A 12,102-nucleotide genomic window follows, 5' to 3' on the forward strand; every position below is an offset into this window, starting at 1 on the left:
GACGGCGCCAGGAGCCGCGCCCGGCCCGGACGGGGGCGGGCACGGCCCCTGGGGTGCCGGCAGGCGGCGCGACGGGCCGCCGGTGCGACGGACCGTCAGTACGACGAGCCGGACGCGCCCAGGGAGCCCGTCGGGTGCCAGACCGTCTTCGTCTCCAGGAACGCCGTCATGCGCTCGGTCCCCGGAGCCGCCGACCAGTCGGCCGCCGGCCGGGGGCGCAGGACGCGCTTGAGGTTGTCCGCCGCCGCGATCTCCAGCTCCCTGGCCAGCTCCGCGTCGGCCCCCGCGAGGTCGATCGCGTTGACGTCCTGGTGGGCGGCGAGCGGGGCGGCGATCTCCGCCGTACGGCCGGAGAGGACGTTGACCACGCCGCCGGGCAGGTCGGAGGTGGCCAGGACCTCGGCGAGGGACAGGGCCGGGAGCGGGGACCGCTCGCTCGCGACCACGACGGCCGTGTTGCCCGTCGCGATCACCGGGGCGACGACCGAGACCAGGCCCAGGAAGGACGACTCCTGCGGGGCCAGGACCGCCACCACGCCCGTCGGCTCGGGAGAGGACAGGTTGAAGAACGGGCCCGCGACCGGGTTGCCGCCGCCGACCACCTGGGCGATCTTGTCGGTCCAGCCCGCGTACCAGACCCAGCGGTCGATCGTGGCGTCCACCTGCTCGGCGGCCCCGGACCTCGACAGGCCCTCGGCGTCGGCCACCTCGCGGACGAACTGGTCGCGCCGGCCCTCCAGCATCTCCGCGACGCGGTAGAGGACCTGGCCGCGGTTGTACGCCGTCGCGCCCGACCAGCCGCCGAACGCCTTGCGGGCCGCGACCACCGCGTCCCGGGCGTCCTTGCGGGAGGACAGGGGCGCGTTGGCCAGCCACTCGCCCTTCGAATCGGTCACCTCGTACACCCGGCCGCTCTCCGAACGCGGGAACTTCCCGCCGACGTACAGCTTGTAGGTCTTGAGGACACTCAGTCGCGTGTCGGACATCTCAGACATCGAGGTACGCCTCCAGGCCGTGGCGGCCGCCCTCGCGGCCGAAGCCCGACTCCTTGTAACCGCCGAAGGGCGAGGTGGGGTCGAACTTGTTGAACGTGTTGGACCAGATCACACCCGCGCGGAGCTTGTTCGCGACCGCCAGGATGCGCGAGCCCTTCTCCGTCCAGATGCCCGCCGACAGGCCGTAGGGGGTGTTGTTGGCCTTGGCGACGGCCTCGTCCGGGGTGCGGAAGGTGAGGACCGACAGCACCGGGCCGAAGATCTCGTCGCGGGCGACGGTGTGCGCCTGGGTGACGTTGGTGAAGAGCGTCGGGGCGAACCAGTAGCCGGTCGAGGGGAGTTCGCAGGCCGGGGACCAGCGCTCGGCGCCCTCCGCCTCGCCCTGGTCGGCGAGGGCGGTGATGCGGGCGAGCTGCTCGGCGGAGTTGATCGCGCCGATGTCCGTGTTCTTGTCCAGCGGGTCGCCCAGGCGCAGGGTGGAGATCCTGCGCTTGAGGGCGTCCAGCACCTCGTCGTGGACCGACTCCTGGACCAGGAGGCGGGAGCCCGCGCAGCAGACCTGGCCCTGGTTGAAGAAGATGCCGTTCACGATGCCCTCGACGGCCTGGTCGATCGGGGCGTCGTCGAAGACGATGTTGGCGCCCTTGCCGCCCAGTTCGAGGGTGAGCTTCTTGTCCGTCCCGGCGACCGTGCGGGCGATCTCCTTGCCGACGGCCGTGGAGCCGGTGAAGGCGACCTTGTCGACGCCGGGGTGGGCGACCAGGGCGGCGCCGGTGTCGCCGTAGCCCGGGAGGATGTTGACGACGCCCTTGGGCAGGCCCGCCTGGCGGCAGATGTCCGCGAAGAACAGGGCGGACAGGGGGGTGGTCTCGGCGGGCTTGAGGACGACCGTGTTGCCGGTCGCCAGCGCCGGGGCGATCTTCCACGCGAGCATCAGCAGCGGGAAGTTCCAGGGGATGACCTGGCCCGCCACGCCCAGCGGGCGGGGGTTCGCGCCGAAGCCCGCGTGGTCGAGCTTGTCGGCCCAGCCCGCGTAGTAGAAGAAGTGCGCGGCGACCAGGGGGAGGTCGGCGTCGCGGGTCTCCTTGATGGGCTTGCCGTTGTCCAGGGTCTCCAGGACCGCCAGCTCGCGGCTGCGCTCCTGGATGATCCGGGCGATGCGGAACAGGTACTTGGCGCGCTCGCCGCCGGGCAGCGCCGACCACTTCTCGAAGGCCTTGCGGGCGGCCTTCACCGCCCGGTCCACGTCCGCCTCGCCGGCCTGGGCGACCTCGGAGAGGACCTCCTCGGTGGAGGGGCTGACCGTCTTGAAGACCTTGCCGTCGGCCGCCTCGGTGAACTCGCCGTCGACGAACAGGCCGTACGAGGGGGCGATGTCGACGACCGAGCGGGACTCGGGGGCCGGTGCGTAATCGAATGCCGATGCCATGGTGATCAGTCCACCGTCACGTAGTCGGGGCCGGAGTAGCGGCCGGTGGCCAGCTTCTGACGCTGCATCAGCAGGTCGTTCAGCAGTGAGGAGGCGCCGAAGCGGAACCAGTGGTTGTCCAGCCAGTCCGCGCCCGCAGTCTCGTTGACCAGGACGAGGAACTTGATCGCGTCCTTCGCGGTGCGGATGCCGCCGGCCGGCTTCACGCCGACCTGGACGCCGGTCTGCGCGCGGAAGTCGCGGACCGCCTCCAGCATCAGCAGGGTGTTGGCCGGGGTCGCGTTGACGGCGACCTTGCCGGTGGAGGTCTTGATGAAGTCGGCGCCCGCCAGCATGCCGAGCCAGCTCGCGCGGCGGATGTTGTCGTACGTCGACAGCTCGCCGGTCTCGAAGATGACCTTCAGGCGGGCGGACGTCCCGCAGGCCTCCTTCACGGCGACGATCTCGTCGTACACCTTCGTGTAGTTCCCCGCGAGGAAGGCGCCGCGGTCGATGACCATGTCGATCTCGTCGGCGCCCGCCGCCACGGCCTCGCGCACGTCGGCCAGCTTGACGGCGAGGGGGGCGCGGCCCGCCGGGAACGCGGTGGCGACCGAGGCGACCTTCACGCCGGAACCGGCGACGGCCTCCTTGGCGGTGGCCACCATGTCCGGGTAGACGCAGACCGCGGCCGTGGACGGGGCCGTGCGGTCGGTCGGGTCGGGGCGGACCGCCTTCGCGCCGAGCGCCCGGACCTTGCCCGGGGTGTCCGCGCCTTCCAGCGTCGTCAGGTCGACCATCGAGATCGCCAGGTCGAGGGCGTACGCCTTCGACGTGGTCTTGACGGAGCGGGTGCCGAGGGAGGCGGCCCGCGCCTCCAGGCCGACCGCGTCGACGCCGGGCAGCCCGTGGAGGAAGCGGCGCAGCGTGCTGTCGGACGCGGCGACGTCCGAGAGTGCGTGATCTGCGGAGGGTGCATTGGTGGGCATGGTCACCAGCCGAGCATATCTACGCGCGTAGCGGCTGTACAGCCCCCGGAACGGTACGGGGCAGACGCGGGAAGGCGGCGCGGAGGACCGCCACAGCGGGGGACGGCCCCGCGGGGCCGTCGGGCACAATCGGCAGCATGACGACCCCGGAGCACCAGTCACCAGCGCCGCAGCCCCCGGTACCCGCGCCCCGGGACCGGGTCTACCGCTCGCCCGGGGGCATCGCCGGCGGTGTCCTGCTGCTCGCCCTCGTCGCCTGGCTCGGCACCGACGCCGTCGTCTCGGGCGAGGGCGGCACCCCGTGGAGGGCGCTGGCCGCGATGCTCCTCCTCGTGCCGCTGGTGGCCGCCTTCACCGTGCGGCCCGCCGTCTTCGCGGGTGAGGACCGGCTGCGCGTCCGCAACCCCTTCCGCGTCATCGTGCTGCCCTGGGGGCAGGTCGCCGCGCTGCGGTCCGGCTACACCAACGAGGTCGTGGCCGCCTCCGGCGCCAAGTACCAGCTGTGGGCGGTCCCCGTCTCGCTGCGCGCCCGCAAGAAGGCCGCGCGGCGGGAGGCGCGGCGGACCGCGGGCGGCGGCCGGGGGGTCCGGGGCGGGGGCTCCGGGATGCTCGGCGGGGCGCCGCAGGGCCTGTTCGGAGGTACGGGTGAGGTGGCCGTTCCGGACGGGCCGGTGCGCGCGGGGACCGACAGGATCATGGACGACCTGCGCGCCCTGCACGAGGCCCGGGAGAAGGAGGCGGCCGCGCAGGGCGAGGTGACCGTCCGCTGGGCCTACGAGGTCGTGGGACCGGCGGTGGCCGGGGCGGTGCTGCTGGCGGTGCTGCTGGCGGTGGGCTGAGGCCCCGGCGCGGTGCGGCCGGGGCGGGAGGGGATGCGGCCGGGCGGTGCGCGGGGTGGCCGCGGCGGCGGTGCCTACGGGGCGCTCGGCCAGACCAGGAGCATGTGCGCGCCGCAGTACGCCGAGCCCAGGACCGCGGCCGCCAGCGCGAGCGCGCGGTGGCGGCGCGAGGCGCGGGACAGGTGCAGGGCGAGCGGCAGCAGCAGCGGGAACGCCGGGACGAGGAAGCGGGCCCGCGGGAAGTAGACGCCGCCGCTGCCCAGGACGATCGCCAGCAGGACGCCCGTGAGGACCAGCAGCGGCAGCGGCTGGCGGTCCCACACCGACAGGCCGAACAGCACCACCGCCCCCACCAGCGTCAGCGTCACCACCACCAGGAACAGGTGCGGTGTCGCGTCGTACACCAGCAGCTGCCGCATCCGGCGGAGCGTGTACACGCCGCCGTCCACCTCGTTGTGCCACAGCCGCTGTACGGCGAAGTAGCCGTCCCAGCGGCCCAGGCGCAGGCCCACCCAGCCGACGTACGCGCACCAGCCCAGGGGTGCGAGGACCGCGGCGACCAGGACGCGCGGACGCGGCGGGCGCCGGCGCAGGGACCACAGGGCCGCCACGGCGACCGCCGCCGCCACCGCGATGCCGGTCGGCCGGGTCAGGCCCGCCAGCGCGGCGAGGCCGCCCGCCCACAGCCAGCGGCCCGTGAGCACCGCGTACAGCGACCACGCCGTCAGCGCGGTGAACAGCGACTCCGTGTAGCCCATCCACTGCACCGCGCCCACCGGGAAAGCGGCCCACAGCGTGGTCAGCAGCACGCCGGTCCGGCGGCCGTGCAGGCGGTCGCCCACGGCGAAGATCCCCCAGGCGGCGAGGAGCGAGGCGGCGACGGCGAGGCCCAGGCCGGTGGAGGCGCGGGAGCCGGGGATGAGGACCGCGACGGCCTTCGTCAGGGTCGGGTAGAGCGGGAAGAAGGCCAGGTTGTTCGCGTTGTAGGCGGTGCCGAGCTCACGCGTGTAGCCGTTCTCGGCGATGTCCAGGTACCAGTCGGCGTCCCACTGCGCCGCCAGGATGGCCCACACCCCCTGGTGCCGGCGCTGGGCCCAGAGGGTGAGCACCAGCAGGCCCGTGACGCGGACGGCGACGTACGCCGCGAGGGCCGGGGCCGCTCGGTGCAGGGCGTGCAGGACGCGCAGCGCGCGGGCGCGCGGCGTGCTCGGGGGGACGGCCGCGGGGGTGTGGGGGCGCCGGGTGCCCGGGATGCGTCCGCTCGATCTGGTTCCGGGGGCGGTCGAGGTCACGGCGGCGGCTCCCTGGGTGGCTCGGTGGTGCGGTTCCGGTCCACCGTTGCCCGCGGGGAGGCGTCGGCCGCGGAGCGCGGGTCAACCCACGGGGGAAAATCACTCGATGGGGTGCCTCCGGTTGGGGGCACCCCATCGAGACGGAGCGAGGAGCCGGTGCGGACGGGTCAGATGCCCGCCGCCGAGGACAGGTCGCGCTTGAGGGACGCCAGCAGGTCCGCCGCCTTCGCGCGGGCCGCGGGGAGGGCCTCGCGCGCCGTGACCGGGACGACGACCTCCAGGTAGCACTTGAGCTTCGGCTCCGTGCCGCTGGGGCGGACGATCACGCGGGCGCCGTCCAGGGTGTACCGCAGGCCGTCGGTGGGCGGGAGGGTCCCCGCGCCGCGGGTGAGGTCCTCGGCGTTCGTGACCGGCAGGCCCGCGAGGCGGGCGGGGGGCCGCTCGCGCAGGCGGCGCATGGCGTCGCCGATGACGGAGAGGTCCTCGACGCGCACCGAGAGCTGGTCGGTGGCGTGCAGGCCGTGCTCGACGGCGAGGTCGTCGAGCAGGTCGAGGAGGGTGCGGCCCCGCTCCTTGAGGACGGAGGCCAGTTCCGTGACGAGGAGGGCCGCCGTGATGCCGTCCTTGTCGCGCACGCCGTCGGGGTCGACGCAGTAGCCGAGGGCCTCCTCGTAGCCGTAGCGCAGGCCGTCGACGCGGGCGATCCACTTGAAGCCGGTCAGGGTCTCGGCGTGGGGGAGCCCCGCCTTCCCGGCGATGCGGCCGAGGAGGGAGGAGGAGACGATCGACTCGGCGAAGGTGCCGTGCGCCCCGCGGGCCACCAGGTGGGCGGCGAGGAGCGCGCCGACCTCGTCGCCGCGGAGCATGCGCCAGTCGGCGCCGTCGCGGACGGCCACCGCGCAGCGGTCGGCGTCCGGGTCGTTGGCGATGATCAGATCGGGGTCGGTCTCGCGGGCCCTGGCGAAGGCCAGGTCCATCGCGCCGGGCTCCTCCGGGTTGGGGAAGGCGACGGTGGGGAAGTCCGGGTCGGGCTCGGCCTGCTCGGCGACGAGGACGGGCTCGGGGAAGCCGGCGCGGGCGAAGGCGGCGAGGAGGACGTCCTTGCCGACGCCGTGCATCGCCGTGTAGACCGTGCGGGCGGTGCGGGGGGAGCCGGGGTCGAGGACGGCGTCCGTGCGGGCGAGGTAGGCGTCGAGGACGCTCTCGTCGAGGATGTCCCAGCCGGCGGCGGGGCGGGGGACGTCGTCCAGGGAGCGTACGGCGTCGATCTCGGCGGCGATGCCGGTGTCGGCGGGCGGGACGATCTGGGAGCCGTCGCCGAGGTAGACCTTGTAGCCGTTGTCGCGGGGCGGGTTGTGGCTGGCGGTGACCTCCACGCCGGCGACGGCGCCGAGGTGGCGGATGGCGAAGGCCAGGACGGGGGTGGGCAGGGGGCGGGGGAGGACGGCCGCGCGGAGGCCGGCGCCGGTGATCACGGCGGCGGTGTCGCGGGCGAAGTCGGCGGACTTGTGGCGGGCGTCGTAGCCGATGACGACGAGGCCGGCTGCGCCGTCCCCGTGGGGGACCCCCTGCTTCTTGAGGTACGCGGCGAGGCCGGCGGCGGCGCGGATGACGACGGCGCGGTTCATGCGCATCGGGCCGGCGCCGAGTTCGCCGCGGAGGCCGGCGGTGCCGAACCGGAGGGTGCCGCCGAAGCGCGCGGCGAGCTCGGTGTGGTCCTCCGCGTCGAGGAGGCGGGCGAGTTCCTCACGGGTGTCCGCGTCGGGGTCCTCGGCCAGCCACGCCTTGGCCCGGGCGATGAGTTCGTCGTGCACGTCGGATCAACCTCTCGTTCGTCGTTCGGTGCCCGTGGGCGGGGGTGCGGGGTGCCGTCCGGCGGTGGTGCGGGGTGCTGCGGCGGCCTGTGCGGGTCCGGCGGTGGTGCGGGTGCCTGCGGCGCACGCGCGGGTTCGGCGGGGGCGCGCGGGACGCCGGCTACCGGTGGGTGGGCCGGGCCGCGCCGGGGTGTGTCCGTCCTCGGGACGGCGCGGAATCGGTCCCTGCGAAGGTGCCCGGGGTGACGCGCCGACCGCTGCGGGCGGACACCCCCCGCCACGTCCCTTCCCGCCGCGGGCTGGTGCGGCCGGGGCGCCCGGCCGCGGGCAGACCGGTGCGCAGCCGCGCCTCCCGCAGTGCCCGAACAGCCTGGGAGGTGTCCCCGGGGCGGCACGGGCGGGCGCTGGGGACACCCCCGCTCGAAGGGCTCGGGGGAGAGACCACCCGGCGGCGCCGGGCCGTGCGGCCCACTCCGGCGGCCACCCCGCCGTCGGCCTACAGCCGCTCCAGCACCTTCGCCAGCAGGGAGCCCATCCGCGTCGCGGAGTCGCGGCCGGCCTGGAGGACCTCCTCGTGGTTGAGGGGCTCGCCCGTCATGCCGGCGGCGAGGTTGGTCACCAGGGAGATGCCGAGCACCTCGGCGCCCGCCTCGCGCGCGGCGATGGCTTCGAGGACCGTCGACATGCCCACCAGGTCGGCGCCGATGACGCGGGCCATGCGGATCTCGGCCGGGGTCTCGTAGTGCGGGCCGGGGAACTGGGCGTAGACGCCCTCCTCCAGGGTGGGGTCGACCTCCTTGCACAGGGCGCGCAGCCGCGGGGAGTAGAGGTCGGTGAGGTCGACGAAGTTGGCGCCGACGATGGGGGAGGTGGCCGTCAGGTTGATGTGGTCGCTGATCAGGACCGGCTGGCCGGGGCGCATGCCCTCGCGCAGGCCGCCGCAGCCGTTGGTGAGGACGACCGTCTTGCAGCCGGCCGCCACGGCGGTGCGGACGCCGTGCGCGACGGCGGCGACGCCGCGGCCCTCGTAGTAGTGGGTGCGGCCCAGGAAGACGAGGGCGCGCTTCTCGCCGATCGTGTACGAGCGGATCCTGCCTCCGTGGCCCGCCACCGCCGGCGGCGGGAAACCGGGCAGGTCGGTGACGTGGAACTCGGCGTCGGGCTCGCCGAGGGCGTCGACGGCCGGGGCCCAGCCGGAGCCCATCACGAGGGCGACGTCGTGGGTGTCGGCGCCCGTGAGTTCGCGCAGGCGGGCCGCGGCGGCGTCGGCGGCGGCGTACGGGTCGCCCTGGATGTCGTCCGGAAGAAGAGATGCGTTCACGCCGACGAGGGTAGCCGGAATTCGCCTACGCGCGTAGATGACGGAGGTCACGGGATTCCGATCGCTGCTCCCCCGTTTCCGGCAAGGAGGGGGCCGCGCCGGTCAGCAGGGGCGTTTGCGCAGCTCCATGACGTAGTCGTGGGGGGCGCCGGCCGACTCGGCCGCGTCGGCGAGCTCGCCCAGGTAGCGGGCCGAGGGCAGGCCGCCCTCGTAGGAGTTCAGGACGTACGCCCAGGCGTGCTCCTCGCCGTCCAGGGTGTGCGCGCGCACGCGCGTGCGGCGGTATATGTCCAGGCCCGCGCCCACCCAGCGGTCCATCGCCTCCTCGTCCATCGGGGCGATGTCGTACAACGCGACGAACACCTGGGCCGTCGGGTCCTCGACGATCGTCGCGAGGGCGCCCTCCCAGCCCATGTCCTCGCCGCCGAAGGTGAGCCGCCAGCCGTTGAGCCAGCCGGTGGCCCGCAGCGGCGAGTGCGGGGCGCGGCGGGACATCAGCCGCGCGTCGAGGTTGCCGGCGTACGCGGCGTAGAGCGACATGGGGAGAGGGTACGGCAGGCGTCGCGCGTCACTCCGGTGGCGGACGTGACGTGTCACGGCCCCGGGGCCGTGACACGTCGGGGAGTGCGGGACAATGGGGTACGTGACTCGGATCGTGATCATCGGTGGCGGACCCGGCGGATACGAAGCGGCGCTGGTGGCCGCGCAACTCGGTGCGGAGGTGACCGTCGTCGACTGCGACGGTCTGGGCGGGGCGTCGGTGCTGACCGACTGCGTGCCGTCGAAGACCCTGATCGCCACGGCCGAGGTGATGACCACCTTCGACTCGTCGTACGAGGAGCTGGGGATCATCGTCGCCGACGACACCCCGCACATCGAGCAGGCCGCCCGGGTGGTGGGCGTGGACCTCGGCAAGGTCAACCGGCGCGTGAAGCGGCTCGCGCTGGCGCAGTCGCACGACATCACGGCGTCCGTGACGCGGGCCGGCGCCCGGGTCGTGCGCGGGCGGGGGCGGCTGGAGGGGCAGCAGGCCCTGGACGGGTCGCGCAAGGTCGTGGTGCGGGCCGCCGACGGGAGCGAGGAGACGCTCGTCGCCGACGCGGTGCTGATCGCGACCGGCGGGCACCCGCGCGAGCTGGCCGACGCCCGCCCCGACGGCGAGCGGATCCTGAACTGGACCCAGGTGTACGACCTGACCGAGCTTCCCGAGGAGCTGATCGTGGTCGGGTCGGGTGTGACGGGCGCCGAGTTCGCCGGCGCCTACCAGGCGCTGGGGTCGCGGGTGACGCTGGTGTCGTCGCGGGACCGGGTGCTGCCCGGTGAGGACCCGGACGCGGCGGCGGTGCTGGAGGACGTCTTCCGGCGGCGCGGCATGAACGTCATGGCGCGGTCCAGGGCCCAGTCGGCCAAGCGGGTCGGGGACCGGGTGGAGGTGACGCTGGCCGACGGGCGGGTCATCTCCGGCACGCACTGCCTGATGGCCGTCGGCGCCGTCCCGAACACCGAGGGCATGGGGCTGGAGGAGGCCGGCGTCAGGCTGCGCGAGTCGGGGCACATCTGGACCGACAAGGTGTCGCGGACGACGGCTCCGGGCGTCTACGCCGCCGGTGACGTGACGGGTGTGTTCGCGCTGGCGTCGGTGGCCGCCATGCAGGGGCGCATCGCCATGTACCACTTCCTCGGGGACGCGGTCGCCCCGCTGAACCTCAAGACCGTGTCCTCCAACGTCTTCACGGACCCGGAGATCGCCACCGTCGGCTACACCCAGGCCGACGTCGACGCCGAGAAGATCGACGCCCGGGTCGTCAAGCTGCCGCTGCTGCGCAACCCGCGCGCCAAGATGCAGGGCATCCGCGACGGCTTCGTCAAGATCTTCTGCCGGCCGGGCACCGGGATCGTGGTGGGCGGTGTCGTCGTCGCGCCCCGCGCCTCGGAACTGATCCACCCCATCTCGATCGCGGTCGACAACAACCTGACGGTCGAACAGATCGCGAACGCGTTCACCGTGTACCCGTCCCTGTCGGGCTCGATCGCCGAGGTGGCCCGGCAGCTCCACACGCGGAAGGCGGGCGCCGAGGCGTGAGCCCCGGGGGCCGCGAGCACGCCCGGTGAGGGGCGGGCGGCGCGAGGAGCCGTCCGCCGCGGTGAGGCGGGCCGGGTGATCCGCCGGGTGCGGGCACCCGGCCCTCGCGCTGTCGCGGTGGTGGACGTCCGCGCGGCCGAAAGCGGCCTCCCGCAGGTCACGGACCGTCATCGGCCATGCGTGCGGCATAGGCGACAGGACTAGGCTCCTATATCACCTCCGTCCCTGCTCTGCGAACAACTTCTGTTATTCGGCGCAAACTGCTGAAAGCAGACGGTCGTTGGGGTTACTGTCAGTTTCGTGTTCGCTGCAGAACGTCGCCAGTTGATCCTCGAAATGGTGCGTGCCAACGGAGCCGTGTCGCTCCGCGAGCTCGCCCGCGTCGTCCAGACCTCCGAAGTGACCGTACGGCGGGACGTGCGGGCACTGGAGGCAGAAGGACTCCTCGACCGCCGGCACGGCGGTGCGGTACTGCCGGGCGGTTTCACGCGGGAGTCGGGCTTTCCGCAGAAGGCCCATCTCGCGACCGCCGAGAAGACAGCCATCGCCGACCTCGCCGCGTCCCTCGTCGAAGAGGGCGAGGCCGTCGTGGTCGGCGCGGGCACGACCACACAGGAGCTCGCCCGCCGCCTGGCGAGAGTGCCCGGGCTGACCGTCGTCACCAACTCGCTGCTCGTCGCCCAGGCGCTGGCCCACGCCAACCGGGTGGAGGTCGTGATGACCGGCGGCACGCTCAGAGGCTCCAACTACGCCCTGGTCGGGTCCGGGGCCGAGCAGTCCCTCCAGGGGCTGCGGGTCTCCAAGGCGTTCCTGTCCGGGAGCGGGCTGACCGCCGAGCGCGGGCTGTCCACGTCCAACATGCTGTCGGCCTCCGTCGACCGCGCGCTCGTCCAGGCCGCCGCCGAGGTCGTCGTCCTCGCCGACCACACCAAGCTCGGCACGGACACGATGTTCCAGACCGTGCCGACCGATCTCATCACCCGCCTCGTCACGGACGAGCCGCCCGCCCACGACGACCGGGCGGCCACCGAACTCCAGGCGCTCGCCGACCAGGGTGTGCAGGTCGCCGTGGCCGGTGCGCAGGGGGGCTCGGGAGGCTCGGGGGGCAGCGCCGCCCCGGCGCGTCAGCCCCGCCGTGACGTCCCGCTTCCGGGGCCGCGCCGACAGGTCCCCGGCGCGGGGCTGCGGGCGGCCGCGCCGCTGGGCGAGCAGCAGAGCGGCGGCACCGAGCGGGCGCGGGTCGCGGATCTGCGGCGCCGCTGAGGTTCCCGGCGGGGCCGCGCCGGTCCGCCGCGTCCCCGCGCCACGCGGCGGGGCGCCCGGCGGACCGCCGGGGCGGTCCGCCGGGCGCCCCGGGCGCC

The 12,102-nt window shown here is 74.2% G+C and carries 10 protein-coding genes; 3 read left to right on the forward strand and 7 right to left on the reverse strand.

All coding sequences use genetic code 11. The features are described from left to right. Nucleotides 1-95 precede the first annotated feature (95 nt). The 3 genes from ACSU6Z_RS18355 to deoC are packed head-to-tail and all read right to left on the reverse strand — an operon-like array spanning nucleotide 96 to nucleotide 3,392. A complete protein-coding gene (locus tag ACSU6Z_RS18355) occupies nucleotides 96-986 on the reverse strand; it encodes an aldehyde dehydrogenase family protein (RefSeq protein WP_437047007.1) in 891 nt (296 codons plus the stop codon). Nucleotide 987: 1 nt separating this feature from the next. Next, the gene (locus ACSU6Z_RS18360) at nucleotides 988-2,424 is read right to left on the reverse strand and encodes an aldehyde dehydrogenase family protein (RefSeq protein ID WP_437047009.1); all 1,437 of its coding nucleotides are present in this window, start codon (nucleotides 2,422-2,424) and stop codon (nucleotides 988-990) included. A 5-nt stretch (nucleotides 2,425-2,429) separates the two neighbouring features. After that, complete coding sequence (gene deoC / locus ACSU6Z_RS18365) at nucleotides 2,430-3,392, reverse strand: deoxyribose-phosphate aldolase (protein WP_437047010.1); 963 nt, start codon at nucleotides 3,390-3,392, stop codon at nucleotides 2,430-2,432. 137 nt (nucleotides 3,393-3,529) lie between these two features. Between deoC and ACSU6Z_RS18370 the strand changes: the two genes are divergently transcribed. Next, nucleotides 3,530-4,231 (forward strand): PH domain-containing protein, encoded by a 702-nt coding sequence (locus tag ACSU6Z_RS18370; protein WP_437047012.1) that lies wholly within the window; start codon nucleotides 3,530-3,532, stop codon nucleotides 4,229-4,231. Between the two features lie 74 nt (nucleotides 4,232-4,305). Here ACSU6Z_RS18370 and ACSU6Z_RS18375 read toward each other — a convergent pair whose 3' ends face one another. The 4 genes from ACSU6Z_RS18375 to ACSU6Z_RS18390 all read right to left on the reverse strand — a co-directional run bounded on the left by ACSU6Z_RS18375 (nucleotide 4,306) and on the right by ACSU6Z_RS18390 (nucleotide 9,198). Then, entirely contained in the window at nucleotides 4,306-5,523 is a 1,218-nt protein-coding gene (locus ACSU6Z_RS18375; protein ID WP_437047014.1) for a hypothetical protein, read from the reverse strand. 167 nt (nucleotides 5,524-5,690) lie between these two features. Beyond that, complete coding sequence (locus ACSU6Z_RS18380) at nucleotides 5,691-7,337, reverse strand: phospho-sugar mutase (protein ID WP_437047015.1); 1,647 nt, start codon at nucleotides 7,335-7,337, stop codon at nucleotides 5,691-5,693. A 496-nt stretch (nucleotides 7,338-7,833) separates the two neighbouring features. After that, the gene (locus ACSU6Z_RS18385; protein ID WP_437047016.1) at nucleotides 7,834-8,658 is read right to left on the reverse strand and encodes a purine-nucleoside phosphorylase; all 825 of its coding nucleotides are present in this window, start codon (nucleotides 8,656-8,658) and stop codon (nucleotides 7,834-7,836) included. A 102-nt stretch (nucleotides 8,659-8,760) separates the two neighbouring features. Further along, a complete protein-coding gene (locus ACSU6Z_RS18390) occupies nucleotides 8,761-9,198 on the reverse strand; it encodes a gamma-glutamylcyclotransferase (RefSeq protein ID WP_437047018.1) in 438 nt (145 codons plus the stop codon). 94 nt (nucleotides 9,199-9,292) lie between these two features. On the opposite strand from ACSU6Z_RS18390, the gene ACSU6Z_RS18395 reads away from it, so the two are divergent. Continuing rightward, a complete protein-coding gene (locus ACSU6Z_RS18395) occupies nucleotides 9,293-10,741 on the forward strand; it encodes an NAD(P)H-quinone dehydrogenase (protein WP_437047020.1) in 1,449 nt (482 codons plus the stop codon). A gap of 300 nt (nucleotides 10,742-11,041) precedes the next feature. Beyond that, entirely contained in the window at nucleotides 11,042-12,004 is a 963-nt protein-coding gene (locus ACSU6Z_RS18400; RefSeq protein ID WP_437047021.1) for a DeoR/GlpR family DNA-binding transcription regulator, read from the forward strand. Nucleotides 12,005-12,102: the final 98 nt, after the last annotated feature.

It is taken from the genome of Streptomyces sp. enrichment culture (assembly GCF_964273145.1).
Lineage (GTDB): Bacteria > Actinomycetota > Actinomycetes > Streptomycetales > Streptomycetaceae > Streptomyces.

Excerpts from the sequence above, each read along its gene's own strand:
- ACSU6Z_RS18355 (WP_437047007.1), bottom strand. The coding sequence starts at position 986 with ATGTCCGACACGCGACTGAGTGTCCTCAAGACCTACAAGCTGTACGTC.
- ACSU6Z_RS18395 (WP_437047020.1), top strand. The coding sequence starts at position 9,293 with ATGGGGTACGTGACTCGGATCGTGATCATCGGTGGCGGACCCGGCGGA.
- ACSU6Z_RS18370 (WP_437047012.1), top strand. The coding sequence starts at position 3,530 with ATGACGACCCCGGAGCACCAGTCACCAGCGCCGCAGCCCCCGGTACCC.
- ACSU6Z_RS18390 (WP_437047018.1), bottom strand. The coding sequence starts at position 9,198 with ATGTCGCTCTACGCCGCGTACGCCGGCAACCTCGACGCGCGGCTGATG.
- ACSU6Z_RS18360 (WP_437047009.1), bottom strand. The coding sequence starts at position 2,424 with ATGGCATCGGCATTCGATTACGCACCGGCCCCCGAGTCCCGCTCGGTC.
- deoC (WP_437047010.1), bottom strand. The coding sequence starts at position 3,392 with ATGCCCACCAATGCACCCTCCGCAGATCACGCACTCTCGGACGTCGCC.